Annotated in this window: 23 protein-coding genes; 19 read left to right on the forward strand and 4 right to left on the reverse strand. The window is 62.4% G+C overall.

Going from position 1 to position 24,757, the window contains the following annotated elements; translation table 11 throughout:
• The first annotated feature begins 1 nt into the window (after nt 1).
• Nucleotides 2-1,027: a TraB/GumN family protein gene (locus DVJ77_RS15825; RefSeq protein WP_114846574.1), complete on the forward strand. Its 1,026-nt coding sequence runs from the start codon at nt 2-4 to the stop codon at nt 1,025-1,027.
• A gap of 60 nt (nt 1,028-1,087) precedes the next feature.
• On the opposite strand, the gene DVJ77_RS15830 is transcribed toward DVJ77_RS15825, so the two are convergent.
• Genes DVJ77_RS15830 through DVJ77_RS15840 form a run of 3 tightly spaced genes read right to left on the reverse strand, consistent with a single transcriptional unit; the run spans nt 1,088 to nt 2,774 of the window.
• The gene (locus DVJ77_RS15830) at nt 1,088-1,555 is read right to left on the reverse strand and encodes a nuclear transport factor 2 family protein (protein ID WP_114846481.1); all 468 of its coding nucleotides are present in this window, start codon (nt 1,553-1,555) and stop codon (nt 1,088-1,090) included.
• Nucleotides 1,556-1,582: 27 nt separating this feature from the next.
• Nucleotides 1,583-2,527, reverse strand: a complete 945-nt coding sequence (locus DVJ77_RS15835) for an aldo/keto reductase (RefSeq protein WP_114846482.1) — start codon at nt 2,525-2,527, stop codon at nt 1,583-1,585.
• 52 nt (nt 2,528-2,579) lie between these two features.
• Complete coding sequence (locus DVJ77_RS15840) at nt 2,580-2,774, reverse strand: hypothetical protein (protein WP_114846483.1); 195 nt, start codon at nt 2,772-2,774, stop codon at nt 2,580-2,582.
• Nucleotides 2,775-2,880: 106 nt separating this feature from the next.
• Here DVJ77_RS15840 and DVJ77_RS15845 point away from each other — a divergent pair, with 106 nt between their 5' ends.
• The 5 genes from DVJ77_RS15845 to DVJ77_RS15865 all read left to right on the forward strand — a co-directional run bounded on the left by DVJ77_RS15845 (nt 2,881) and on the right by DVJ77_RS15865 (nt 7,255).
• The gene (locus DVJ77_RS15845) at nt 2,881-3,783 is read left to right on the forward strand and encodes a LysR substrate-binding domain-containing protein (protein ID WP_114846484.1); all 903 of its coding nucleotides are present in this window, start codon (nt 2,881-2,883) and stop codon (nt 3,781-3,783) included.
• Between the two features lie 71 nt (nt 3,784-3,854).
• Complete coding sequence (locus DVJ77_RS15850) at nt 3,855-4,967, forward strand: S-(hydroxymethyl)glutathione dehydrogenase/class III alcohol dehydrogenase (RefSeq protein WP_114846485.1); 1,113 nt, start codon at nt 3,855-3,857, stop codon at nt 4,965-4,967.
• Nucleotides 4,968-5,111: 144 nt separating this feature from the next.
• On the forward strand, nt 5,112-5,774 hold the full coding sequence (locus DVJ77_RS15855; RefSeq protein WP_114846486.1) for an NYN domain-containing protein: 663 nt from the start codon (nt 5,112-5,114) through the stop codon (nt 5,772-5,774).
• Between the two features lie 58 nt (nt 5,775-5,832).
• The gene (locus DVJ77_RS15860) at nt 5,833-6,702 is read left to right on the forward strand and encodes a class I SAM-dependent methyltransferase (RefSeq protein WP_114846487.1); all 870 of its coding nucleotides are present in this window, start codon (nt 5,833-5,835) and stop codon (nt 6,700-6,702) included.
• A gap of 19 nt (nt 6,703-6,721) precedes the next feature.
• The gene (locus tag DVJ77_RS15865) at nt 6,722-7,255 is read left to right on the forward strand and encodes a pseudouridine synthase (protein WP_114846488.1); all 534 of its coding nucleotides are present in this window, start codon (nt 6,722-6,724) and stop codon (nt 7,253-7,255) included.
• Between the two features lie 3 nt (nt 7,256-7,258).
• On the opposite strand, the gene DVJ77_RS15870 is transcribed toward DVJ77_RS15865, so the two are convergent.
• Nucleotides 7,259-8,047 (reverse strand): TatD family hydrolase, encoded by a 789-nt coding sequence (locus tag DVJ77_RS15870; RefSeq protein ID WP_114846489.1) that lies wholly within the window; start codon nt 8,045-8,047, stop codon nt 7,259-7,261.
• A gap of 419 nt (nt 8,048-8,466) precedes the next feature.
• Here DVJ77_RS15870 and DVJ77_RS15875 point away from each other — a divergent pair, with 419 nt between their 5' ends.
• The 13 genes from DVJ77_RS15875 to hrpB all read left to right on the forward strand — a co-directional run bounded on the left by DVJ77_RS15875 (nt 8,467) and on the right by hrpB (nt 24,652).
• Nucleotides 8,467-10,095, forward strand: a complete 1,629-nt coding sequence (locus DVJ77_RS15875) for a S8 family serine peptidase (protein WP_114846490.1) — start codon at nt 8,467-8,469, stop codon at nt 10,093-10,095.
• Between the two features lie 267 nt (nt 10,096-10,362).
• Nucleotides 10,363-12,096: a type II secretion system ATPase GspE gene (gspE, locus tag DVJ77_RS15880; protein ID WP_114846491.1), complete on the forward strand. Its 1,734-nt coding sequence runs from the start codon at nt 10,363-10,365 to the stop codon at nt 12,094-12,096.
• Nucleotides 12,097-12,189: 93 nt separating this feature from the next.
• A complete protein-coding gene (gene gspF / locus DVJ77_RS15885) occupies nt 12,190-13,407 on the forward strand; it encodes a type II secretion system inner membrane protein GspF (protein ID WP_114846492.1) in 1,218 nt (405 codons plus the stop codon).
• A gap of 150 nt (nt 13,408-13,557) precedes the next feature.
• Nucleotides 13,558-13,947, forward strand: a complete 390-nt coding sequence (gene gspG, locus DVJ77_RS15890) for a type II secretion system major pseudopilin GspG (RefSeq protein ID WP_114846493.1) — start codon at nt 13,558-13,560, stop codon at nt 13,945-13,947.
• A 107-nt stretch (nt 13,948-14,054) separates the two neighbouring features.
• Nucleotides 14,055-14,492: a GspH/FimT family pseudopilin gene (locus DVJ77_RS15895; protein ID WP_225428038.1), complete on the forward strand. Its 438-nt coding sequence runs from the start codon at nt 14,055-14,057 to the stop codon at nt 14,490-14,492.
• An 8-nt stretch (nt 14,493-14,500) separates the two neighbouring features.
• The gene (locus DVJ77_RS15900; protein WP_114846495.1) at nt 14,501-15,058 is read left to right on the forward strand and encodes a type IV pilus modification PilV family protein; all 558 of its coding nucleotides are present in this window, start codon (nt 14,501-14,503) and stop codon (nt 15,056-15,058) included.
• Nucleotides 15,059-15,207: 149 nt separating this feature from the next.
• On the forward strand, nt 15,208-15,894 hold the full coding sequence (locus DVJ77_RS15905) for a prepilin-type N-terminal cleavage/methylation domain-containing protein (RefSeq protein ID WP_225428045.1): 687 nt from the start codon (nt 15,208-15,210) through the stop codon (nt 15,892-15,894).
• A gap of 143 nt (nt 15,895-16,037) precedes the next feature.
• Complete coding sequence (locus DVJ77_RS15910) at nt 16,038-16,916, forward strand: type II secretion system minor pseudopilin (RefSeq protein ID WP_114846497.1); 879 nt, start codon at nt 16,038-16,040, stop codon at nt 16,914-16,916.
• A 196-nt stretch (nt 16,917-17,112) separates the two neighbouring features.
• A complete protein-coding gene (locus DVJ77_RS15915; protein ID WP_114846498.1) occupies nt 17,113-18,288 on the forward strand; it encodes a PilN domain-containing protein in 1,176 nt (391 codons plus the stop codon).
• Nucleotides 18,285-18,926: a type II secretion system protein GspM gene (gspM, locus tag DVJ77_RS15920; protein WP_114846499.1), complete on the forward strand. Its 642-nt coding sequence runs from the start codon at nt 18,285-18,287 to the stop codon at nt 18,924-18,926. Before DVJ77_RS15915 ends, gspM begins: the two co-directional genes overlap by 4 nt.
• The gene (locus DVJ77_RS15925) at nt 18,923-19,663 is read left to right on the forward strand and encodes a general secretion pathway protein GspN (protein WP_114846500.1); all 741 of its coding nucleotides are present in this window, start codon (nt 18,923-18,925) and stop codon (nt 19,661-19,663) included. Before gspM ends, DVJ77_RS15925 begins: the two co-directional genes overlap by 4 nt.
• 3 nt (nt 19,664-19,666) lie before the next feature.
• Entirely contained in the window at nt 19,667-22,060 is a 2,394-nt protein-coding gene (gene gspD, locus DVJ77_RS15930) for a type II secretion system secretin GspD (RefSeq protein ID WP_114846501.1), read from the forward strand.
• 84 nt (nt 22,061-22,144) lie between these two features.
• Nucleotides 22,145-24,652: an ATP-dependent helicase HrpB gene (gene hrpB, locus DVJ77_RS15935; RefSeq protein ID WP_114846502.1), complete on the forward strand. Its 2,508-nt coding sequence runs from the start codon at nt 22,145-22,147 to the stop codon at nt 24,650-24,652.
• Nucleotides 24,653-24,757 lie beyond the last annotated feature (105 nt).

Below are 24,757 nucleotides of genomic sequence, written 5' to 3' on the forward strand. Positions count from 1 at the left end.
CATGCGTCTGTCACTGTTCGTCGTACTGTTCGCGTTATCCGGGATATCGCCGGCTTTCGCGCAAACCGTGGCCGCGACGGCACCGGCGCCAGCCAGCTCGGTCGCCAACCTGGAGGCGGTCGTGGTCACTGGCGTGCAGCCTGGGCCGGGCCTGTGGAAGGTGAGCAAGGGCGATCATGTGATGTGGGTGCTGGGCACCTTGTCGCCGCTGCCCGATCATATGCAGTGGAAAACCGATGATGTGGAGCAAATCATCGCGCAGTCGCAGGAGGTGCTGGAGCCGCCGTCGCTGCAGTTGAAAGCGGACGTGGGTTTCTTCGGCAAACTCTTTCTATTGCCGACGCTGATCGGCGCGCGCAAGAGCCCCGATGGCGCCACCCTGCAACAGTTGGTGCCGCCGCCGCTATACGCGCGCTGGCTGGTGCAGAAGCAGCTATACATCGGCAAAGACAACAGCATCGAGCGTTGGCGGCCGATCTTTGCAGCGACTGAGCTCTACGACAAGGCGATCAAGCATGCCGGCCTGACCGCCTCGGGCGGCGTAAAAAACACCATTCGCGATCTGGCCAAGAAACACGGCGTCAAATTGACCAAGACGAATTACAAGCTGGCGATTGCCAATCCACGCGAAGCGGTCAAGACCTTCAAGAGTTCGGCGATGGACGATCAGGCGTGCTTGAGCGGCGTGATCGATGGCATCGAGCATTCGCTGGGCAGCATCACCGCGCGCGCCAACGCATGGGCCACCGGCGATATCGAGATACTGCGCACGTTGTCTTTGCACGATCAGCGTGAGGCTTGTATCGATGCGGTCACCGAGGCGGGCTTTGCGAAAAAACTTGGGCTCAACGATGTGCGGCAACGTGTCGATGCGATATGGATGAGCGCTGCCGAGCAGGTTCTGGCCAACGACAAGCAAAGCTTTGCGATGCTGCCGATGGAAGAGGTGTTGTCGCCCGATGGTTATCTCGCCAAGCTCAAGGGGAAGGGCTACACCGTGCAGGCACCGGACGAGCAAGAGCCGTAGTGGCTATTCCCCGAGCTTTTGGCCCCTCCCTCAGCGCTGATGAACAAGAGAGCGCTCAAGTCAAAACCCGAACTCACTCAAGCCCGGATGATCGTCCGGTCGACGACCCAGTGGCCAATGAAACCGGCGCTCGGTTTCGCTGATCGGCGTGTCGTTGATGCTGGCGTGGCGATGCGTCATCAGGCCGGCATCGTTGAATGCCCAATTCTCATTGCCATAGCTGCGGAACCAGTGGCCGGAATCGTCATGCCATTCGTAGGCAAAGCGCACGGCGATTCGGTTGCCGGCATAAGTCCATAGCTCCTTAATTAGCCGATAGTCCAGCTCGCGAGCCCATTTGCGTTGCAGAAAATGTCTGGCGGCATCGCGGCCATCGAGAAATTCGGCGCGATTACGCCAATGGGTGTCCTCGGTATAGACCAGCGCCACGCGCTCGGGGTCGCGGCTATTCCAGGCGTCCTCTGCGAGACGTACCTTCTGCACGGCGGTTTCGGTGGTGAATGGGGGGAGTGGCGGGCGGGTTTGCATAAGTCCTCAGAGATGTTGAACAGGCTCTCAAGCGCTAGCCTGATCCAGTCGAGCGATTTCATCCGCACGGAGTTGCAACTGCGCGGCGCCAAGCAGCTCATGCCATTGCTCCACGCTGGTAGCGCTGGCGATCGGGGCAGTAAGGCCGGGGCGGGCCATCAGCCAGGCCAAGGCAATTTGTGCCGGAGTGGCGTGATGGCTGGCGGCCACCTCGTCGAGCGCGGCGAGAATGCGCAGGCCACGCGGGTTGAGATATCTCTCTACTGCGCCGCCGCGTGCGGCGCTCTTGGCCAGATCATCGGTGCTGCGGTACTTGCCGCTGAGAAATCCGCTGGCCAAGGCGTAATAGCAGATGACACCGATGTTCTCGGTGCGAATCAGTGGCTCCAGTGCTTTTTCGTAGCCATCGCGTTGGATCAGGTTGTATTCCGGTTGCAGGCTTTCATAGCGTGGCAGGTCGTTCTTTTTGGACACGGCCAATGCCTCGGCAAGACGGTCTGCCGAGTAATTAGAGGCGCCGATCGCACGCACTTTGCCTTGTTCGATCAGCCGGCTAAATGCGCCGAGTGTGTCTTCCAGTGGCACGCTGGCATCGTCATGGTGTGCCTGGTACAGATCGATATGATCGGTTTGCAGACGCTGCAGAGAGCTGTCGACGGCTTTTTGAATATTCACCGGCGATAAGCCCGGATGTTCGGCCCATTTGGCCACCTTGGTGGCGAGCACCACCTGGTTGCGCTTGCCGCTACGCTTGAGCCACTTGCCGATAATCGTTTCCGATTCCCCGCCACGATTGCCCGGAACCCAGGCGGAATACACATCGGCGGTGTCGATCAGGTTGAAGCCTGTGCCGACAAAGACATCGAGTAGTTCAAATGAGCGCTTCTCATCGGTACTCCAGCCGAATACGTTGCCGCCGAAGGCCAGTGGTGCGATGAAAAGCGGTGACTTGCCGAGTTGACGCCGTTGCATGGGGAGAACCTTTGGAAAGATCTCCAAGAATTGGTAGCGGTTTGACCGGGAATCAAGTCGGCACGCAGGCCGTGGAGCATGTCGAATCCGCCGCCTTTGGGGCACGGGCGGACTTGCTTGGCAGCGGCTTGACTTGGCCACCGAGCGGCTTGCTTGGCGGCGTCTCGATCTCGCTCAAGCGATGGGCGAGATCGACATTGCTGATATGGCCATGCAGAAACAACAGGTCGGACCAAAGCGAACTCATGACACCCTCCCAAGAAACCTGCCCATTGGCAGGTGGCTCAAGATAGGCGGCTCGAAGGCCGCCAAAAAGCGATATATTTGCAAGTCAGACTTGAAGGGGATTCAAGATGGCACGTATTTCGCTGGATCTGTTGCAGCAGTTTGTACTGGCCGCGCGGCTGGGCAATCTGTCGCGTGCGGCCGAGCAGGCCAACCTGACGGTCAGTGCGCTCAGCCATCAGATACGTCAGCTTGAACAACGGGTCGAGCGCAAGCTGTTCGATCGTGGGCCGCGCGGCGTGCAGCTCACCGCGGAAGGGCGCCGTCTGCAAGGGGCTGTAGCACATCATTTCGAGGGTATTGACCGCGCGCTTGCCAATTATCGCTGTCGCCGTGAAGAGGCGCTGACCATCAACACGCTGCCGAGTGTGATGTCCAGTTGGCTGGTGCCGCGATTGGCGCGCCTGGTGGCGGCTCATCCCGAGCTGGAGCTCAATCTGCAATCCAGTACGGGCCTGGTCGATTTCGAGCGCGATCCAGTGGATGTCGCCATACGCTACGGGCGCGGTGTCTGGCCGGGCGTGGAAAGCGAAAAGCTGTTCGACGAATGGATCGCGCCGGTAGTGGCGCCCGTCTTGCTGGAGCGCATGCGCGATACGGGCTGTGACGATGTCAGTGGGTGGCCCTTGCTTGGCGATCCCGGCGACCGTTGGCACGATTGGTTCGCCGATATCGGCGGCAGTGCGCCGAATCGCTATGTGGCCAAGTTCGACACCACCGACGCACTGCAGCGCGCGGCATTGGAGGGTATGGGCGTGGCCCTGGGGCGCATGGTGATGGCCAGGCCGCTGATCGATGCGGGCTTGCTGCATGTGCTGGGCAAGCGCTATCAACATATTCCCGATGCGTATTACCTGGTGTATCCGGCGCGGTCTAAAGATCACGCGGGTCTGCGCATATTCCGCGATTGGATTCATGCCGAGGCCGTTCTATACGGCCAGTCGATGGCGCATATGTCGGGGCGCCACTGACGGCTTAGGTTTCGTAATCGTTATCGACCCGTCATCATGAGTGCTTTGCGTTATTCAGTGAGGGAAAGACGATGAAATCACGTGCCGCCGTGGCCTGGGAGGCGGGCAAGCCGCTGTCGATCGAGGAAGTGGATGTGGCTGCGCCCAAGGCGGGCGAAGTGCTGGTGCGTATCGTCGCCACCGGCGTTTGCCATACCGACGCATTTACCTTGTCCGGCGCCGATCCCGAAGGGATGTTTCCGGTGATTCTCGGACACGAAGGCGGTGGCATTGTCGAGGAAATAGGCGCGGGCGTGACCTCGCTGAAAGTCGGCGACCATGTGATTCCGCTGTACACGCCCGAATGCGGCGAGTGCAAATTCTGCCGCTCCGGCAAAACCAATCTATGCCAGAAGATTCGCGCCACCCAGGGCCAGGGGTTGATGCCGGACGGCACTTCGCGCTTCTCGCTCAACGGCAAGCCGCTGCTGCATTACATGGGCACCAGCACCTTCAGCGAATACACCGTGCTGCCCGAGATCGCGCTGGCCAAGATCAATAAATCCGCGCCGCTGGAGAAGGTCTGCCTGCTGGGCTGTGGCATTACGACGGGTATCGGCGCGGTGCTCAATACCGCCAAGGTGGAGCCGGGTGCGTCAGTGGCGGTATTCGGTCTGGGCGGCATTGGTCTTTCGGTAGTGCAGGGAGCGGTGATGGCCAAGGCCGGGCGCATCGTGGTGGTCGACACCAACCCGGAAAAATTCGTCATGGCGAAGGCGCTGGGGGCAACCGATTTCATCAACCCCAAGGACTACCCCGGCATACCCGTGCAGCAGGTTATCGTCGATCTCACCGATGGTGGCGTGGATTACTCGTTTGAATGCATCGGCAACGTCAATGTGATGCGCTCGGCGCTGGAGTGCTGCCACAAGGGTTGGGGCGAGTCGATCATCATCGGCGTCGCCGGTGCCGGGCAGGAGATCAGCACGCGGCCGTTCCAGTTGGTGACCGGCCGCGTCTGGCGCGGCAGTGCGTTTGGCGGCGTAAAGGGGCGCTCGCAGTTACCGGGCTACGTGGAGCGTTACCTCGGCGGCGAAATCAAGATCGACGAGATGATTACCGAGGTGCTGCCGTTGGAGCGGATCAACGAGGCGTTTGACCTGATGCACGAGGGCAAGGTGATCCGCTCGGTGATTCACTACTGATGACATGTCAAAGAGCGTATTTTGTGCGCTCCTGCAAGATTCGGCCAATTCGATAGAATGCCGTCTGCCGCTGGCCCTATCGCCAGCGGTGTTGTATCGAGTGCCTCATTCGTTTTTATGCCGGCAAGACCATAAGGAATTTCTATGAACCGTACCGCCATCCTTGTCGACGGCGCTTTTTTTCTTGCCCGTTACCGCAAGGTCTGGGGTGATCGCGACGCCAACGACGCACGCACCGTCGCCAAGACGGTGTTCGGTATGGCGCTTGAGCATTTGAAAGCGGTAGACCGTCCGCGCGAAGCTCTCTACCGCATCTTTTTCTATGACTGCCCGCCGCTGGAGAAGAGTTTTACCAAGCCGATCAGCGGCGAGAGCATCGATTTCTCGCGCACTGGCTCGGCCGCGTTTCGTCGCGATTTGCACGATCAGTTGCGTCGCCAGCGCAAGATGGCCTTGCGGCTAGGCCGGTTGGCCGAGCGCGGCGAATGGCAGCTCAAGCGTCATGCTTATCAGCAATTGCGCGATGGCGCCCTGATGTGGGACGAGCTGGGCGACGAGCACTTCGAGCCCGATATGCGCCAGACCCAGGTCGATATGAAGATCGGTATCGATATCGCCGCGCTTACCTATAAAAAGCTGGTCGATCAAATCATCTTGATCGCTGGTGATGCCGATTTCATTCCAGCGGCCAAGCTGGCGCGCTACGAGGGTATCGACTTCATTCTGGACCCGATGTGGCAAGGCATTGCGCCCGATCTGCATGAGCATATCGACGGCTTGCAATCGGTCTGCCCGCGGCCGTTCTGATGCGTGCTAGCCTGCCGAAAAATAGTGATTCCCCTGTGCTGCATATAAGGAGTTGTCGATGAAAAGCCATGTCACCCTAGGATTGGCCGTGCTGTTGCTGGCCGCATGCAGCGGAACCTCCACCCCGGTCAATGCCCAGGATCAGCCGGCCGGCGAGCTGGTGCCGCCCACCAGCGCCAAAGATTTCACCGCCTCGCAGCTCGATGCCGTGCTGGCCGGTGACTGGCGCTCGGCGCAAAACCGCGCCCGCGACGTCTACCGCCACCCCAAGGCCACCTTGCAGTTCTTTGGTATCCGGCCGGATCAGACGGTGATCGAGATCACCCCAGGCGCCGGTTGGTACAGTGAAATTCTTGCGCCGCTGTTGCGCGACAACGGCCAATACATCGTCGCGGTGAAGAAATCGACAGGCGAGGGGGCAGGCAAAGATCTGCACCAGAAATTCGCTGCCGACCCGGCGCATTACGGCAAGGCCAGTTTTATCGAATTCGACCCCAAGGCGCCGGTATTCGGTGCGCCCGGTTCGGCCGATGTGGTGTTGACCTTCCGCAACGTACACAACTGGGTCATGGCCGATACCGCGCCGGCGATGTTCAAGGCGTTCTATGCGGCGCTGCGGCCCGGCGGCGTGCTTGGCGTCGTCGACCATCGCGCGGCCGACAAAGCCACGCTGGAAACCGTCAAACAGAGTGGCTACCTGCCCACCGCTTATGTGGTCAAGCTGGCTACGGACGCCGGCTTCAAGCTGGACGACGATAGCGAAATCAATGCCAATCCGAAGGACACCAAGGATTACCCCAAAGGGGTGTGGACCTTGCCGCCGACATTCACCCTGGGTGAGCAGGACAAGGCGAAGTACCAGGCCATCGGCGAGTCCGACCGCATGACGCTGCGCTTCGTCAAGCCAGCGGCGCCGGCGGCTCACTGATTTAGCCGCCACGCACGCCATGCTGATTGCGCTCAACAAGCCGTATGGCGTGCTTTGTCAATTCACCGATGCCGATGGCCGGCGTACCCTGGCCGAATTCGTCAAGCAAAAAGACGTCTATCCGGCCGGGCGGCTCGACCACGACAGCGAAGGCCTGCTGCTGCTTACCGACGACGGCACGCTTGCGCACAGGCTTACCGATCCGCGCCATAAACAGCCCAAGACCTATCTCGTGCAAGTCGAGGGCGAAGTCAGCGACGAAGCCGTCGCCGCGTTGCGCCGTGGCGTGATGCTGAAAGACGGCCTGACCTTGCCGGCCGGGGTCGAGCATGCGGGCGAGCCCGATGGGCTATGGCCGCGCGATCCGCCGGTGCGTTTTCGTAAGAGCATACCCACGAGCTGGCTTAGCATCACCCTGCGCGAAGGCCGCAATCGGCAGGTGCGGCGGATGACCGCCGCAGTCGGTTTTCCCACCTTGCGTTTGATCCGCATGCGTATTGGCGGCTATGCGCTGGATGGCCTGGCACCGGGCGAAACGCGCGTGGTGGCGTAGCTATTACGTCAGTCCGAAGAACGCCTGCGCCGTGGCCGTGCTGTTGGCGGCAGTCACTTCAGCGGGCTCGCCACGATCACGCGCAATCTCCTCGCAAATATGCCGCAGATACATCGGCTCGTTGCGCCGGTGTGCGGGATGCGGCCGCACGGTGCGCGGCAGCAAATAAGGTGCATCGGTCTCGATCATCAGACGATCGGCGGGAATCTCGCGCACCAGTTCGCGCAGATGGGTGCCACGGCGCTCATCGCAGATCCAGCCGGTGATGCCGATATGGCAATCCAGGGCGAGATAATCGCGCAGCGCTTCGCCGGTGTCGGTAAAGCAGTGCACCACAGCGGCCGGCACCTTGTCGCGATAGCGGCGCAACAAGGCGATGAAATCGTCGTGCGCATCGCGTTGATGAAGAAAGAGTGGCTTCTGCACCTCGACAGCCATCTGCAATTGGCGCTCGAACACCGCAAGCTGCACCTCGCGCGGTGAGTAATTGCGGTTGTAATCCAGCCCTGTTTCACCGACCGCACGCACTTCGGGCTGTGCTGCCAGCTCGCGCAGCAAGGTGTCGGTAGCGTCGTCGTAGTCGATTGCGTGGTGCGGGTGCACACCTGCCGTGGCATACAACTCGCCGGGGTGGCGTCGCGCCAGTTCAAGCGCATGCCGGCTGCCGTCGCGCGATGCGCCGGTGACGATCATCCGGGTCACTCCGTGCGCATGCGCCCGTTGCAACACCGCATCGAGATCGTGATGAAACGATTCGTGCGTGAGGTTGGCGCCGATGTCGAGCAGATCCATGGAGTGGCTGGCCTACAAAAGGCGGCATTGTCCCAGACCGCAGGCCTTGAGCACACAAGGTATCGAGGCTATGGGCTAGAGGGGCTGGCCAATAAAGCCGGCTTTCATGCTTGTGTGAGTACGGGCTTGAAGTAATTTCTTGCGGGATCGTGCGGATTGCGCGAAAGTTATCGCGCTTTCAGTCTTGATGAGGGCGGATATAAGCAAGTGCTATCCGTCATGGCTACCGGTGGGGGACAACCGGTCGCCAGCCGTCTGCCCGGACATCCTTGGATGGGTTGTCCGTGTTGTGTGAAACCACTGAGGGCCTTAAGGACGAGGCAGCCTGCGACAGCACGGGGGGACGCTGTCAGGGGTTGGTCGTTGAACGGGATATCGCAAAACACCTCATTACATCCATGTTTTTTGAGGGGATATAAATGACATCGCATGTGCAAGTGAAACTACTCGCTGCATCTTTGCTGCTGGCCTTTTCGGCATCTGCCGCCGCCAGTGAATTTTCTACCTCCGCGCCACCGACGTTGGCGAGCAATTACGATGTAAGCCCGTTGCAAAACGATCAAACCTATAGCGGCTTCATCGTCACTTACAAAAAAGGCAGTACCGAGCACAGCAATGCGGGGGCGGCTGTGCAGAACGTCGGCGTGGCGGTGAGCCGCGCCAGGCTGGCGATAGCCGGCGGCATGGCATCGCTCAATGCGGCATCGGGCAAGGCCATTGGTGTTCATTACGGCCGCAAGCTTGCTGCCGGTGCCGACCTGGTACGCACGGCGCGCCCGTTATCGGCGGTGGAGGCCTCGACCCTCATCAAACAGATTGCCGCCGATCCGGCGGTGGCCTTTGTCGAGCCCGAGTACATGCTGCAAGCGGTGGACGTCGTGGCACCGGCGGCAGCCGCCACGTTCACGACACCCGACGATACGTATTACGCCCGATACCAATGGGATTATCTCGCGGCCGCCGGCGCCAATTTCTTTGACAGCAGTCTCAACGCCAATGTGGCCAACTGGGGCGGCGCCAATATCCAGAATGCGTGGAGCTTGGCCGACGGCAGTGGTGTGGTTATCGCCAGTCTGGATACCGGTGTCACCCAGCATCCCGATCTGAATCTCGGCCTGGCCGATGCCGGCTATGACTTCATTTCCACGGCGGCGGTGTCGGGACGCGCCACCGATGGCCGTGTTTCCGGCGGTTGGGATACCGGCGACTGGACTACGGCGGGGCAGTGCAGCAGCACCTCGACCGCCAAGAACAGCAGTTGGCACGGTACCCATGTATTCGGCACGGCAGGCGGCGAGATCACCAACAACACGACCGGCATGGCGGGTACGGCCTTCAATGCGCAGGTTGTACCGGTGCGTGTGCTCGGTCATTGCGGCGGCTCCAATGCCGATATCGCCGATGCCATTACCTGGGCCTCGGGTGGCACGGTGGCGGGCGTGCCGGCCAATGCGCATCCGGCGAAGATCATCAGCATGAGCCTGGGCGGTTCGGGTGCATGTGCGTCGACCAGTGTGCTGGGTACGGCGATTACCGGTGCGATCGGCCGTGGCGCGGCGGTGATCGTGGCTGCCGGTAATAGCAACGCCAACGTGTCCAACTTCTCGCCGGCAAGCTGCTCGGGCGTGGTTGCCGTAGCCGCCACCGGCATTACCAGCCGGCGCGCGTACTACTCCAACTACGGCAAAGGCATCACGCTCGCCGCACCGGGCGGCGGCGTGTATCAGAACGATGGCTCCAGCGGCACCCAGACCAACTCCGGCTTTATCTGGTCGACTATCAATGCCGGTACCACCACGCCGACCACCGCGACTTATGGCGGCATGGCCGGTACTTCGCAGGCCACACCGCACGTGGCCGGTGTCGTCGCCTTGATGCAGAGTTATCGCCTGGCCCTGGGCAAGGCGTTGCTGACATCGGCACAAGTGACTTCAGTGCTGAAGTCCACGGCCGCCGCACCGCATGTGGCCGCCGGCACCACCAAGCCTATCGGCGCGGGCATTCTCGATGCCTATAAAGCCGTGCAGACGGCAGGCACCCAGCCTTGATGTAAGACACCCTCCCCTGCGCTTGCGGGGGAGGGTTGGCGGTAGGGTAAGCGCCGCTGCGAAACGTTAGCTTCTCATCTGGCTGTAGCTTGGCCAGCAGTCCGCTGGGCAAATTCCTGCGACATGCATGACAGCGTTCGTGACGAATTCGTGATGAACGCACGCGCAAAGTTCGACAAATATGCTGCCTATGGCTGTTCCTATGTCATGGAAGCGATGCATGATGCGTCGTGGACATGGGTCCGCATCTGGATGTGAGGTAGTGGCATGTCGGTAGCCTTGGAATTGGCGACTAGCGAGAAAAAAACCGCAACCGATGACCGCGAAGCGGGAGTCTGCGCCTTGCTGGTGGCGCGTGGGCGGCTGAAAGACGGCGATTTCGCCCGTGCGCGGCGATTACACGAAGAGTCGCCCGAAGGCACGCTCAGTGGCTTGATGGCGCGGCTCGGCCTGGTTTCCGAGCGCGATCTGGCCGAAGCCTGGTCCGAATATCTGCAAGCTCCCTTGCTGGCCGCGCGTGAGGCGCCGGAATTGCCGCCGGCCGAATTGGACATCTCGCTGCGTTTTCTAAAGCAACAACATGTCGTGCCGGTACGCGATGGTGAAGACGGGCTGGCACTGATCGTGGCCGACCCGGCCGATCCGTATCCCGTGCAGGCGGTAGAACTGGCGGCCGGCCGGCCGGTGGCGTTGCGCATCGGCTTGCGTTCGGAAATCGATGATTTGATCGAACGTTATTACGGCACCGGCCGTTCAGCCATGGGCACCATCGTGGAGAACCTCGACGGCAGTGCCGCGGTGGAAGACGACGTCGAGCATCTGCGCGATCTCGCCTCCGAAGCGCCGGTGATCCGCCTGGTCAATCTCATTCTTCAGCGTGCGGTGGAGCAGCGCGCTTCGGACGTACATATCGAGCCGTTCGAAAACCGGCTCAAGGTGCGCTACCGCATCGACGGCGTGCTGCACGAAGTGGAGGCGCCGCCGGCCAGTTCGACCGCCGCGGTGATTTCGCGCGTGAAGATCATGGCCAAGCTCAATATCGCCGAGCGCCGCCTGCCGCAAGACGGTCGCATCCAACTGCGCGTGCAGGGCAAGGAGCTGGATCTTCGCGTCTCTACCGTGCCGACCAGTTTTGGCGAGTCGGTGGTGATGCGTATTCTCGATCGCGAGTCGGTGGTATTCGACTTCGCCTCGCTCGGTTTCACCGATAACTTCCAGCAACGTTTTGTCGATGTGCTGGAGCGCCCGCACGGTATCTTGCTGGTGACCGGCCCCACCGGCTCGGGCAAAACCACCACGCTGTATACCGCGCTGTCGCAGATCAATACGGCCGACGTGAAAATCATCACGGTCGAAGATCCGGTGGAATATCAGATCGAAGGCATCAACCAGATCCAGGTCAAGCCGCAGATCGGTCTGGACTTCGCCGGCGCGCTTCGTTCGATCGTGCGCCAGGATCCCGACGTCATCATGATCGGCGAAATGCGCGATCTGGAAACCTGCCGCATCGCCATCCAGTCCGCGCTCACCGGTCACTTGGTGCTATCCACCCTGCACACCAACAGCGCTGCCGGCGGCATCACCCGCTTGCTCGACATGGGCGTGGAGGATTACCTGCTCGGCTCCACCGTCAACGGTATTCTGGCGCAGCGTCTGGTGCGCCGCCTCGATCCCGAAACGGCGACTTCGTACGAAGCCCTGCCCGAAGTGATCGAGCAGTTCGAGCTGCATAAATACACCGACGAACGCCCGATCCGCCTGTGGAAGCCCGGCAGCAGCACCGCTAACCCCACCGGCTATCGCGGTCGCCGCGCCATCATGGAATTTCTGGTGATGAGCGACCCGCTGCGCCGCCTGGTGATGCGCCGCGCCGATGCCGGCGAGATCGAGCGCCAAGCCCGCGCCGAAGGCATGCGCACTATGTATGAAGACGGCATCGCCAAGGCTATCGCCGGCGTCACCACGCTTGAGGAGGTGATGCGTGTTACGCAGGAGAGTTGAAGACACGGAGCGGAGCGTCGACAGTCGGATATCGAACACGGGTAGCGCAGCAGTCGAGATCGCCGGCCTTTTCCTGCGTTCGGGGCCCGCGCCATGAGCCAGTTCCGCTATCGCGCCGTCAGTGATGCCGGCGAAATGCTGCAGGGGCAGATGGAGGCTTCCAGTGTCGAGGAGGTCATCAGTCGCCTGCAGGACCAAGGCCACACGCCGCTCGACGCACAGCCAGCCGATGCCGAAAGTGGCGGCAGCGGGCTTGCAGGGTTGTTCAAGCGAGGCCCGTTCACCGGTGATGAGCTGGCGCAGTTCACCCATCAGCTCGCCACCTTGCTCGGTGCGGGCCAGCCGTTGGATCGCGCGCTCGGCATTTTGCTCGAGCTGCCCGAGGGCGAGCGCGCCAAGAAGCTGGTCGAGCGGGTGCGCGACCGCGTGCGCGGCGGTACGCCGCTGTCGCAGGCCTTGGACGAGGAACACGGTGTTTTCCCCAAGCTCTACATCAGCCTGGTGCGCGCGGGCGAGGCGGGCGGTTCGCTCGAAGATACCTTGCGCCGGCTGGCCGATTATCTGGAGCGCGCGCAGCAATTGCGCGGCAGCATCGTCAATGCGCTGATCTATCCGGCCTTTCTGATGGTCGGCGTGCTTGGCTCGCTGGTGCTGTTGCTGGCCTATGTGGTGCCGCAGTTCGTGCCGATCTTTGAAGACATGCAGGTGCCGATTCCGCTGATTACCCAGATCGTGCTGGCCATCGGCAATACCTTGCAAGCCTGGTGGTGGCTGATTTTGCTGGTACTGGTCGGTGGTATCGCCTTTTGGCGGGCTCGCTTACGCGACCCGGCTGCCCGGCTGGCCTGGCATGGCAAGTTGCTGACCATGCGCATGGTCGGTCCCTTGCTGCTGAAAGTCGAAACCGCGCGCATCGCGCGCACGCTCGGCACCTTGCTGAAAAACGGCGTGCCGCTGCTTTCGGCCATAGGCATCTCGCGCCAGGTCACGTCCAACCGTGCGCTTGACGCAGCACTCGAACAAGCTGCGGAACAGGTGAAGGGTGGCGGTGGTCTAAGCCTGGCTTTGGCGCAATCTCAGCGGTTTCCAAGACTGGCCCTGCAAATGGTGCAAGTGGGCGAGGAGGCCGGCCAGCTCGATACCATGCTGCTAAAGGTCGCCGACACTTTCGATATTGAATCCAAGCGCTCGATCGACCGTCTGCTTGCTGCCCTGGTGCCGGCCTTGACCATCGTGATGACCGTGATGGTGGCGATCATCATGGCTGCCATCTTGCTGCCGCTGCTCAGTCTTACTAGCAATATTCAATGATTACATCGGAGGAATGAGATGACTATGTGGATGATGAAGCGGGCACAGGAAACAGAGAGCAGGGAACAGGGAAGCGCCGCAAGCTCAAGCGTTACCGTGCCTATCCGTTCCCCGTTCCCCATTTCCCGTTCCCCGCGCGCAAAGCGCGCTATGGGCTTCACCTTGCTGGAAATGCTCGCCGTGATCGTGCTGATCGGCATCATCGGCGCCGTGGTGGTGACCCAGGTCGGCAAGAATGTGGACAAGGGCAAATATGGTGCGGGCAAGGCGCAGTTGACCACGCTGTCGCAGAAAATCGAAAACTACGCGCTGGATAACGGCGCGCCGCCGGCGCAACTGCAAGACCTTATGGTCAAGCCGGCCACTGCGCGCAATTGGCAAGGTCCGTATGCGAAAGAGTCCGAGCTGAAAGATCCGTGGGGCCACCCCTTCGGCTACAAATATCCGGGCGACCACGGCAGCTTCGATTTGATTTTCTATGGTCAGGACGGCCAGCCCGGCGGTGAAGGCTATAGCGCCGACGTCGGTAACTGGCAATGACTATGGGGGAACGGGGAACAGGGAGCAGGGAACGGGGGGCCGCGGCAACGCCGGGGTCTGTCGCTCTTTCCTGTTCCCTGTTCCCTGTTCCCTGTTCCCCAGGTGGTGTGCGTGCGCGTGGTTTTACGCTGTTGGAAATGCTCGCCGTCATTTTGTTGATCGGCATCGCCGCCACCGCCGTATCGCTTTCGGTATCGCAAGGCCTGGCCAGCGCACGCGTCAATGCGGCCAGCGGTGAGCTGGCCGCCGCATTGCGGGCAACGCGAACGCAGGCGATCGTGCGCGGCAAAGAGCAGGCCTTCGATGTAGACACCCGTGCGATTACTTATCGAGGCGTCAACGGTCGCGATGTACGTCTACCCAAAGGTATGAAACTAAGCATCACCAGCGCCAAGGAAGACCAGCCCAGCGCCACTACCGGGCGCATCCGCTTTTTCCCCGATGGCAGTTCTACCGGCGGGCACATCACCTTGCAGCGAGAGAAGCGGCAGTGGTTGGTGAATGTGTCGTGGCTGACCGGTGCGGTTAGCGTGGAAGTGAAATGAAGCGGGGAATGGGGAACGGGGAACGGGGAACATGCAGGCGTGGCGAGAGCTTGGTGCCGCGTTCTTTTCTACGTCTTTTCTCCGAGGCAGCGGGTTGCGCCACCGCGGTTGCTCTTCCCCATTCCCCGTTCCCCGTTCCCCGTTCCCCGCGCGCAAAGCGCGCGAATGGCTTCAGCTTGCTGGAAGTGATTGCGGCGATTCTGTTGCTGGCGATTACTTTCGCTGCCTTGATGCAGGTGGCGGGCAGTTCGATCGGCCTGACCAATAACGCGGCCGACCACGCGCAAGCGGCACTATGGGCGCGTAGCCTGCTCGACACCGTCGACCTGGATGCGCCGCTGCAACCAGGCGGCCGGGAAGGCCGCTTTAACGCGCAATACCGTTGGCGTCTCAAAGTCGCTCCATGGAGCCCAGGCAACGCCAACCCGGATGCACCGCTGCGCGTGTACAAGGTGGATCTGGACGTACTCTGGGGATCGCAGGCACACGAACGCGCAGCACACTTCAGTACGTTGCGTTTGGCCAGTGCTCATGGGGGCGGCCAGTTGCCGATGTTGACGCGATGAAGCGGGGAACGGGGAATGGGGAACGGGGAACGTGCAGGCGCGGCGATAGCTCGGCGCCGCGTTTTTTTCCATGCCATTTTTCTCTAAGCCCCTTCTTCGGAGCAGAACGTTGCGCCATTGCTGTTGCTCCCCCCCGTTCCCCGTTCCCCATTCCCCGTTCCCAGCGCGCAACGCGCGCCAGCGGCTTCACCCTGCTGGAGGTTCTCGGCGCGCTGGCCTTGCTGGCGCTGTTGTTGCTCGGCGTGTACTCCGGCGTGCGCACCGCGACGCATAGCGTGCGCTCGGGTTCGGCGGCGATCGAGCGGCTGGATCAGATTCGTTCGGCGCAGCAATTTTTGCGGCGTGAGCTGGCGCAAGTTTTGGCCGTGCCGCTTGCACATACCGACAACGGCGACAGCATTTATTTCGTCGGCAGCGAGCACGAGATGCGCTTCGTGGCGCCGCTGCCCGGTTATCTGGGCAAGCTTGGCCCGCAATTGCAGCAGCTACGGCTGGTTTCCAACGGTAAAGGCGGCTCGCGGCTGGAGGCCAGCTTTGCCTTGCTGCCACCCGATGGCAGCGCACCGCACCCGCTCGGCGAGCCCGAGGTCTTGCTCGACGATGTGCAAGGCGGTCGTTTTGTCTATCGCAACAGCGATACCGAAGAGCAAATGGGTTCGTGGCATGGCGATTGGAGCGATGGCCGCATGCTGCCGGTCGCGGTGCGCATCGAGCTGAAGCTGGACGGCAACTACGGCTGGCCGCGAATGGACGCATCGTTGCGGGTCGATCCCACCGCCAGCGGCGGGCAAGCCAACCTGCTGCGCGGGCTCAATCGCGGGCAACCGATCCGATGATGCCCAGACACTTCATCTCCAACTCAGTCCGCTCCCTCCCCTGCGCGCAGGGGAGGGTTGGGGAAGGGTACGAGCTCGCGGCAAGCTTCAGCTCCTCCCCGTGTTCCATCGACGATAAAGACAATGTCGAGCGATCACGCGCGATGAAGACGCGCCCCTCGATCCACGCCGCTCGGCGCCAACGCGGCGTTGCGTTGCTCGTCGTACTGTGGGCCTGCACTTTGCTGGCGATTCTGCTCGGCGGCTACGCCATGCTGGCGCGTACCGAGGCCATGCAGGCGCGTTATCAGTTTGCGCAGACCCAGGCGCATTACGCCGCGGAGGCCGGGGTGATGCGCGCGATCTACGGCTTGCAAGATACCCAGCAGCAAAATCGGTGGGTGCCCGATGGGCGCGTCTACCCCTTCAAGTACGAAGAGGCTGACGTCAAAGTCACGATCATCGATGAAGGCGGCAAAGTCGATCTCAACGCCGCCAATCCGAACGTGCTGCAGGGCCTGTTCCATGCGGCCGGCTTGCCCGACGCGCAAGCGCAAGAACTGGCCGGGCGAGTGGTCGAATGGCGTAGTTTTGGCCTGGGCCCCCGCGGTGCGGGACAGCAAGATGCTGCGTATGCAACTGCGGGGCGCGATTACGGTCCACGTAAGGGGCCCTTCGCCAGCATCGAGGAGTTGCAGCTCGTGTTGGGCATGAATCAGGCGCTTTATCGCACGGTGGCACCGGTAGTAACGCTGTGGTCAGGGCGCGATAGCCCTGATGTGGCCACCGCGCCGTTGCTGGCGCTGGCGGCTATTCCGGGGATGGATCCGAATCAGGCAAATGCGCTGTATGCCGCACGGCAAGCAAAACAGGGCACGCCAGCCCTAGTCGGCTTTCAAGGAGTAACGCATAGTATTCGGTCTGAGGCGACGTTGGCCGACGGCACCGTCGCGGTGCTGCGCACCACCGTACGATTACAAGGAATTCGACCCGGCGCGACACCGTACGCGGTATTGCGTTGGCAGGAAGGAGACGGGGAGTGAAGAATGCCAAGTCTGTTCATAGCTTCCTCGTGGCCCGCGCTGGGGTCGATTCGCCTGCGCGTGCAGCCAGCGACGAGAGAGCGTATGTCGATACGTCACCGAGTGACGCCGTTGGTTGGCATGCATCCAGACCCGGCCCGATGGACGGCCGCTCAGCGACAACTGCGGACTACAGTGAAGTTATGAGCATGAAGATATGAGCAGGCTCTCCACTCCGCAGTCATTGCGCATGCCGCTGGACCGCCTGCGACGCGCCTGGCGCGCATCGCCGTTACCGCGTTTCTTTGCGTGGTGGGGCGAGGAGTTGGCGGCCTTGTTGCCGACGCGCTGGCGCAGCTTGTTCGGTGGCGGTGCGCTTTGGCATTTGCTGGAGCGTGACGGCGACCACTGGCGACTGCGCCGCGCCGACCATAGCGAGCCATTGGCAAGCTGGAGCGACAGCCTCGATCCCGCCGAGCAACAAACGGCGCTGGCCGATGCCTTGCGCGGCGTCGATCACGAAGACTTGCGCCTGGCGCTGTGTCTGCCGGCGAGTGTCGTATTGCGTCGCACCGTGATGCTTCCGCTGGCGGCGCGAGACAGCCTGCAGCAGGTCGGTGCCTTCGAAATGGATCGACAGACGCCGTTCCGTGCCGAGCAAGTGCGCTACGACCTGCACGAATTGAACGCACCCGCCTCGGCCGGCCGTTTCGCCGCCGAATTGGTAGTGGTGCCGCGCACCACGCTCGATCCGTTGCTTGAGCGGTTGAGCGTGCTGGGCATTGGCGTCGATGCGGTGGATATGGCCGTGGGCCATGGGCGTCTGGGGGTGAATTTGCTGCCGCCCGAACAGGCTCCACGCCGGAGTCATCCGCGCCAGCAACTCAATTGGGCGCTGGCCGCGGGTGCGCTCGTGCTGCTGGTGCTGGTGCTGGCGCAGTGGCTGCACAATCGCCAAAGCACGCTGGAGGCCATGCGCACCCAAGTCGAAAGCATGCGCACCGACGCCCAGCAGGTATCGGCCTTGCGACAGCAGTTGCAAGACAACGCCGGGGCGGCCGGTTTTCTGGCCGCGCGCAAAAAGCATACGGTGTCGGCGCTGAGCGTTCTGCAGGATCTCACCCAACGCTTGCCTGATAACGCCTGGCTGGAACGCCTGAGCATCGACAACAACGGTCAGGTGGGTTTCCAGGGGCAGAGCGCACAAGCGGCAAAACTGGTCGATGCGCTGAAAGACTCCACTGTCATCGCCGATGCCAATTTCCAGGGCACTATCCAGGCCGATCCCAGTACCAGCAAGGAGCGTTTTTACATGGTGGCGCAGTTGCGCAAGATCGCCGATGCCAAGCCCAAGCCGCCATCCGCGCCGGCACATGGCGGGAGCGTGCTATGAAATTGACCAAGCTCAAGCCGCGCGAGAGCCGCATTGCGGCCGTCGGGCTGCTGCTCTTGGTCCTCGTGCTGGGCTATTTCTTATTGCTGCATTGGTGGTTTGTGGCGCCGCTACGGAGCATGAGTGCCGATATGGCCGACCTGCGCGATACCCAAAGCCGCTACGCGGCGGCCATCGCCGAAAAGCCGCAATTGCAACAACGCATCGCCGCGCTCGGCCAAGGCCAGGCGGCGAGCAGTGCGTTCTTGCCCGAGAACGATCCCAACGCGGCGGCGGCCGGCTTGATGCAACGCGTGGTCGATGTAGTGGCCGCGCACCCGCAAGGCGGCAGTTGCGACGTGATCCAGAAAATGCCGGTGCCCAATCCGCGCACCGACGATGGCGAGCCGTACCGGAAAGTGGCCGTGAGCATCAGCCTGCGTTGCGACATACAGCCGTTCGGCTCGGTGTTGCAAACCTTGGAGCAAGGCTCGCCATACCTGTTCGTCGATGACATGAGCATCTACCGCAACCCGGTGGCGGCACAGAAAAACGCGGCGCCGCCGCTAGAGGTGCAGTTCACTCTCTCTGGCTATGTGCGCCTGGCCCATGGCGCCCCGGCAGCAGCGGTTGCCGCCCCACCGGAAGAAGCTTTGTGAACGCGGCCTCGCAGCGACGCATCACCCCATGGCTGGCCGGCACCGCGCTCGTGTTCGGGCTGCTCTGGGTGCTGCTGTTGAGCGGCATCGGCCGCGGCGTGTATTGGAATCCACCGCGACCGACGCCGCCGCTGCCCGCAGCGCGCGACGATAGCGGCTTGCCCACGCCGTTGCCGTTGGAGCAGTTCGCGATCGTATGGCAAAAGCCATTGTTCAACCCCGATCGCAAACCGATAGCGCGTGCCGCCAGTGAAGGGGGCAATCTGGGCGACATGGAACTGACCGGCATCATTCTCACGCGCGACCTGCATATGGCTTTGCTGCACGACAAGAGCGGCGACAAACATGTGCGCGTGCGCGAAGGCGACAGCCTGCCCGATGGCAGTTGGAAACTGGCCGAACTCAAGCCGCGCACCGCCGTGTTTGAAGGCGCCAGCGGACGCACTGAGTTGAATCTGCCGGCCGGCGCGCCGATAACGCCGCCTTCGCCAAACGATGCCAATGCCAATAATGTGCCGCCGCCGATGCCCGGCATGGCGGTACCCATGCAGCCGCCGCCACCGGTCGTAAGCAACGGCCCTTCGGCCCCGGTGATGCAAGTGCAGCAGGTACCAAACAATGCAACGCCTCCGCCGCAGGCTGCGGATGTACAACAAGCCGAACGCATACGACAGCTCAAAGCCAACATCTTGAAACGCCGCGCCGAGCAAGCCGCAGCCCCCGAAGGAGTACGTTGATTCATGTCCCGCACGCTCATTTCTCCGGCTCGCCGTTTCGGCACCCTCGCTTTGGCGATATGGGTGGCCGGTTGTTCCAGCCTGCCGCCGCCGCGCGACGATGGCGCCTTGCAGCGCGAGGCCATGGCCGGCACCGAAAAACCGGCGCCGGCGCCGTTGCCGCTCAATACCGGCATTCGCCCCGACCAGGACGCAGCCGTGCAGCCGCAGCTCAACGTCGGCAGCGGTCAGTTCATCAAGCCCACGGGCCTGAGCAGCCCGCGCAAGTTGGCCAGCGGCGACGGCGCGGTAACCTTCAATTTCGAAAACCAGCCGGTACCGGCGGTGGTCAAAGCCATCCTCGGCGACTTGCTCAAACAGAACTACACCATCGTGCCGGGTGTACAGGGCAATGTGTCGTTCTCCACCGCCGAGCCGGTGGACAGCAGTCAGGCGCTGCCGATTCTCGAAACCCTGCTGGCCTGGACCGGCAACGCCCTGGTACAGCGCGACGGCGGCTATGTGGTGATGCCAGCCAAAGACGCGGTCGCCGGTAACCTGGTGCCCAGTCTCGGCGCCGCCGCGCCGCAGGCCGGCTTGCAAGCACGGCTGTTCTCGCTGCGCTACATCGCGGCCACCGAGATGCAGAAGCTGATTAAGCCATTCGCCCGCGCCGATGCGGTGTTGCTGGTCGATTCATCGCGCAACTTGCTGGTGATGTCCGGCACGCCGCAAGAGCTGACTAACTATCAGCGCACCATCAATACCTTTGACGTGGATTGGCTGCGCGGCATGTCGGTCGGCGTTTTCAGTTTGAAGCACGCCACCGTCGCCGAACTGTTGCCCCGGCTCGATGGCATGTTCGGCGCCAAAGGCGATACGCCGTTGGCCGGCATGTTTCGCTTTATCCCCATCGAGCGCACCAATGCGCTGGTGGTGATTAGCACCCAACCCAGCTATCTGCATGAAATCGGCGGCTGGATCGAAAAGATCGATCGCGGCGGCGGCAACGAGCCGGAGCTGTTCGTCTATGACGTACGCAACCTCAAAGCCTCCGATCTGGCGCAGTACCTTGCGCAGATCTACGCCGGCGGCGGTGGTGGCGGCAGTGGCGGCAAGGTGGGGCCTGGCCTCAACGCCGGGACACTCGGCAGCAGCGACAACGCCAACGGTTCGGCCAGCGGCATGGGCAGCACCGCGGGCAGTTTCGGCAGCAGCACCAGCGGTGGCATCGGCGGCGGCACGGGCGGTATCGGTGGCGGTACAGGTGGCATTGGCGGCGGCTTGGGCGGCGGCACCGGTGGTTTGGGCAGCAGTGGCGGCGGCAGTGGTGGCATTGGCGGCGGTATCGGCGGTGGTTTGGGTTCCAGCGGCAGCTCGTTCGGCGGACGCTCCGGTGCGGGCGGCGGCGGCATCGGTGGCGGCAGTGGCTCACAAGGCGGCCAGCAATACGCTTCCGAAGATGGCAGCATCCGCATCAGTTCGGTCGACGACAATAACCAATTGCTAGTACGGGCGCGGCCGTCGCAGTGGGCGGAGATCGAAGCCGCGATCAAGAAGCTGGACAACACACCGCTACAGGTGCAGATCGAAACGCGCATCCTGGAAGTGTCTTTGACCAACCAGTTCCAGTTCGGCGTGCAGTGGTATCTGGAGGGTTTGACCGGCAGCACATCCAAGCCCGATGGCAGCGGCGGCACCACGATTACCCCCGGCGAGCCTTATCGCCATCGACAAATCGGTCTCGGTTCGGGCGGCAATACCTTCAACGGCGAGCCGTTCTTCTATTCCTTCATGAACAGCAATATGCAGGTCGCCGTGCGCGCCTTGGAAACCAGCGGCAACACCAAGACCTTGTCGGCGCCGTCGCTGGTCGTGTTGAACAATCAGACCGCGCAGATTCAAGTGGGCGATCAAGTGCCGATCAATACCACCAGCGTCAATCCTGGTGTCGGCACGGCCACCTACAATTCGGTCAACTATTTGAGTACCGGCGTCATCCTTGCCGTGCAGCCGCGCGTCAATCCCGGCGGCCTGGTGTACCTCAATATCCAACAGCAGGTAAGCACGCCCACGACCGCGGCAGGAGCAGTCAACCCCACGGTTTCACAACGCGCGATGAGTACACAGGTCGCGGTGCAGAGCGGCCAGACCGTCTTGCTCGGTGGCTTGATCCAGCAGAACGACCAGAACAACGATAACGGCGTCCCCGGCTTGAGCCGCATTCCGTATCTTGGCCGGCTGTTCGGTACCACCAGCCGCAACCGCAAGCGCACCGAGCTGATCGTGCTAATCACGCCCAAAGTGATTACCAGTGGCGAAGAGGCCAAGCAGGTCACCGACGAATATCAGCAGAAGTTTGAATCGTTGACGCCGTTACGCCAGGGTAGCCAAGTGGTACCTGCCGCGAAACCGTAGTGGCGTGCACCCTCTCCCCTCAGGGGGAGAGGGTGATGAGGCGAAGCGATAAAGCCGCAACGGTCGCCGCTATCATCCCCGCGTATGACTGTACGCACTCCCAGCTTTCCGATCACTCCGCTGCTGCCCGAGATCTGCGCTTCGCTCGACGCGCAGCCGCGACTGGTGCTGGAGGCGCCGCCCGGCGCCGGTAAAACCACTCAAGTGCCGTTGGCCTTGCTCGATGCATCCTGGTTGAGCGGCCAGAAGATCCTGATGCTGGAGCCGCGCCGTATCGCCGCGCGTGCCGCCGCCCAATTCATGGCGCGTCAGTTAGGCGAGGATGTAGGTCAAACCGTCGGCTATCGCATCCGTTTTGAATCGAAGATTAGCGCCGCCACGCGGGTCGAAGTGGTCACCGAAGGCATTCTTACCCGGCTGATTCAGGACGACCCGGAACTGAGCGGTATCGGCGTGATCCTGTTCGATGAATTCCACGAGCGCCATCTCGCCGGCGATCTCGGCGCGGCGCTGGCGCTGGATGTGCAGGCCACGCTGCGGCCCGAGCTGCGCATCGTGGTGATGTCGGCCACGCTCGACGGCGAGCGCATCGCGCAATGGCTGGATGCGCCGCGCATCAGCAGCCCCGGCCGCAGCTACCCGGTGCGTATCGAGCATCCGCCGGCACGTACGCAAGAAAGCATCGAGCACCAGCTTGCCCGCGTCACGCGCCAGGCATTGAGCGAAAACGAGGGCGACGTGCTGGCGTTTTTGCCGGGGCGCCGCGAAATCGCCCGAACCCAGGTCGTGCTGCAGCAGGCGCTGGATCGGGATGACGTCGAAGTCGTCGCCCTGCACGGCGAGCTGTCGTTGGCCGAGCAGCAATCGGCCTTGTCACCTGCCGAGCCTGGCATGCGGCGGATCGTGCTGGCGACCAATGTCGCTGAATCCAGCGTCACTTTGCCAGGCATCCGCGCGGTGGTCGATGCGGGCCTGGCGCGTGAGCCGCGCTTTGATCCCAACTCCGGCTTCACCCGCTTGGAAACGGTCAACATCTCGCAAGCCTCGGCCGACCAGCGTGCCGGCCGCGCCGGTCGTGTCGCCGAAGGCACCGCCTATCGGTTGTGGCCGCAAAGCAAACGACTCGATAGCGCACGCACGGCGGAGATTACCCAAGCCGAACTTTCCGGTTTGGCCTTGGAGCTGGCTGCCTGGGGAAGCGCGGCCTTGCCCTGGCTGGAGCCACCGCCATCCGGTGCCTTGGCGCAAGCACGCGAGCTGCTGGGCCAGCTCGGCGCGCTCGATCTCGATGCGCGCATCACCGCATTGGGCCGGCGCATGCTGGAACTCGGCGCCACACCACGGTTGGCCGCTGCCGCATTGCGCGCACCCGTTGAGCTACGCGCCTTGATCGCCGATCTGTTGGCGCTGATGGAGGCACGCTCACCGCTACGTGGCGAACAAGCGCGCAGCGACGATTTCCGTTTGCGGGTTACTGCACTGCATGCCTGGCGCGACCGCCATGCAGCGAGTGGCCGCAGCGGCGCCGATGCCGGCGCGCTGGCCGCGATCGAGCAAGCGAGCAAAGGCTGGCGCAGACGTCTGGACGTCCGTACTTCCGCCAGCGGCGTGCCCGATAGCCATGCAATCGGTGATCTGCTGCTGCACGCTTTTCCCGATCGTGTCGCGCGCCGTGACGAAGCCAATCCATTGCGCTATACGCTGGCTAACGGTCGTGGCGCGCGCTTGCACGACCAGACGGCCTTGCTGGGCGAGCCGTGGCTGGTCGCGCTGGATCTGCGATTTGAGGCACGCGACAGCCTGATCCTGGCCGCTGCGCCGCTTGACGCGCGCGTGCTGGAGCGCGATTACCCCGCGCAATTCCGTCGCGAACGCGTCTTGCGCTGGAACGATGAACGCAACGCCGTCGAAGCCTTTGAAGAGCGTCGCTACGCCGCCATCGTGCTCGATCGCCGCAGCGTGCCGGTGAAGCCCGAAGATGCCCTGCCTGCCTTGCTCGCGGCGATACGCATCAAAGGTATCGCTGCATTACCGTGGAGCGAAAACGCGCGGCGCGTGCGCGCACGCATGCAGGCGTTGCGCGCATGGATGCCCGAGCTGGGCTTGCCCGATGTATCGGACACGGCTCTGCTCGAATCCATGGATGACTGGCTGGCACCCTACCTCAACGGCAAGCGCCGACTCGACGCGCTGAGCGCAGAAGAACTATCGCAAGCGCTGACCTCGTTGTTCGATTACGAGCAACGCCGCCAGCTCGATGCACAGGCGCCTGAAAGCCTCACCGTACCCAGCGGCATGACCCGCCGACTCGAATACGCCCCGGACGAACCTCCGGTACTGGCGGTAAAGCTGCAAGAGCTGTTTGGCCTCGCCGACACACCGCGTATCGCCGGCGGCCGTATACCCGTCACCTTGCATCTGCTGTCGCCGGGCGGTCGTCCGATCCAGATTACCCAGGACTTGAAAGGCTTCTGGGAGCGCACTTATCCCGAGGTAAAGAAAGAGCTGAAAGGCCGTTATCCGCGCCATCCCTGGCCCGATGATCCGTGGACTGCCGCGCCTACGCATCGGGCCAAGCCGCGAGGTACGTGAGTGAAGCTCGCGCAAGCCCTGACCCCTCCCAACCCTACGCTTTTAGCTCCTCCCCCTGCTTGTCCCGAAAAGGGGACTTCCTTCGGTCGTAGGGGGAGGCTGGGA

The organism is Dyella tabacisoli (genome assembly GCF_003350925.1).
GTDB classification, from domain to species: Bacteria; Pseudomonadota; Gammaproteobacteria; order Xanthomonadales; family Rhodanobacteraceae; genus Dyella_C; species Dyella_C tabacisoli.

Excerpts from the sequence above, each read along its gene's own strand:
- DVJ77_RS15870 (WP_114846489.1), bottom strand. The coding sequence starts at position 8,047 with ATGGATCTGCTCGACATCGGCGCCAACCTCACGCACGAATCGTTTCAT.
- DVJ77_RS15910 (WP_114846497.1), top strand. The coding sequence starts at position 16,038 with ATGAAGACGCGCCCCTCGATCCACGCCGCTCGGCGCCAACGCGGCGTT.
- DVJ77_RS15845 (WP_114846484.1), top strand. The coding sequence starts at position 2,881 with ATGGCACGTATTTCGCTGGATCTGTTGCAGCAGTTTGTACTGGCCGCG.
- gspD (WP_114846501.1), top strand. The coding sequence starts at position 19,667 with ATGTCCCGCACGCTCATTTCTCCGGCTCGCCGTTTCGGCACCCTCGCT.
- DVJ77_RS15850 (WP_114846485.1), top strand. The coding sequence starts at position 3,855 with ATGAAATCACGTGCCGCCGTGGCCTGGGAGGCGGGCAAGCCGCTGTCG.
- DVJ77_RS15900 (WP_114846495.1), top strand. The coding sequence starts at position 14,501 with ATGGGGAACGGGGAACGGGGAACATGCAGGCGTGGCGAGAGCTTGGTG.
- DVJ77_RS15825 (WP_114846574.1), top strand. The coding sequence starts at position 2 with ATGCGTCTGTCACTGTTCGTCGTACTGTTCGCGTTATCCGGGATATCG.
- DVJ77_RS15855 (WP_114846486.1), top strand. The coding sequence starts at position 5,112 with ATGAACCGTACCGCCATCCTTGTCGACGGCGCTTTTTTTCTTGCCCGT.
- hrpB (WP_114846502.1), top strand. The coding sequence starts at position 22,145 with ATGACTGTACGCACTCCCAGCTTTCCGATCACTCCGCTGCTGCCCGAG.
- DVJ77_RS15860 (WP_114846487.1), top strand. The coding sequence starts at position 5,833 with ATGAAAAGCCATGTCACCCTAGGATTGGCCGTGCTGTTGCTGGCCGCA.
- DVJ77_RS15915 (WP_114846498.1), top strand. The coding sequence starts at position 17,113 with ATGAGCAGGCTCTCCACTCCGCAGTCATTGCGCATGCCGCTGGACCGC.
- DVJ77_RS15840 (WP_114846483.1), bottom strand. The coding sequence starts at position 2,774 with ATGAGTTCGCTTTGGTCCGACCTGTTGTTTCTGCATGGCCATATCAGC.
- DVJ77_RS15875 (WP_114846490.1), top strand. The coding sequence starts at position 8,467 with ATGACATCGCATGTGCAAGTGAAACTACTCGCTGCATCTTTGCTGCTG.
- DVJ77_RS15830 (WP_114846481.1), bottom strand. The coding sequence starts at position 1,555 with ATGCAAACCCGCCCGCCACTCCCCCCATTCACCACCGAAACCGCCGTG.
- DVJ77_RS15865 (WP_114846488.1), top strand. The coding sequence starts at position 6,722 with ATGCTGATTGCGCTCAACAAGCCGTATGGCGTGCTTTGTCAATTCACC.
- DVJ77_RS15835 (WP_114846482.1), bottom strand. The coding sequence starts at position 2,527 with ATGCAACGGCGTCAACTCGGCAAGTCACCGCTTTTCATCGCACCACTG.
- gspG (WP_114846493.1), top strand. The coding sequence starts at position 13,558 with ATGGGCTTCACCTTGCTGGAAATGCTCGCCGTGATCGTGCTGATCGGC.
- gspE (WP_114846491.1), top strand. The coding sequence starts at position 10,363 with ATGTCGGTAGCCTTGGAATTGGCGACTAGCGAGAAAAAAACCGCAACC.
- gspM (WP_114846499.1), top strand. The coding sequence starts at position 18,285 with ATGAAATTGACCAAGCTCAAGCCGCGCGAGAGCCGCATTGCGGCCGTC.
- gspF (WP_114846492.1), top strand. The coding sequence starts at position 12,190 with ATGAGCCAGTTCCGCTATCGCGCCGTCAGTGATGCCGGCGAAATGCTG.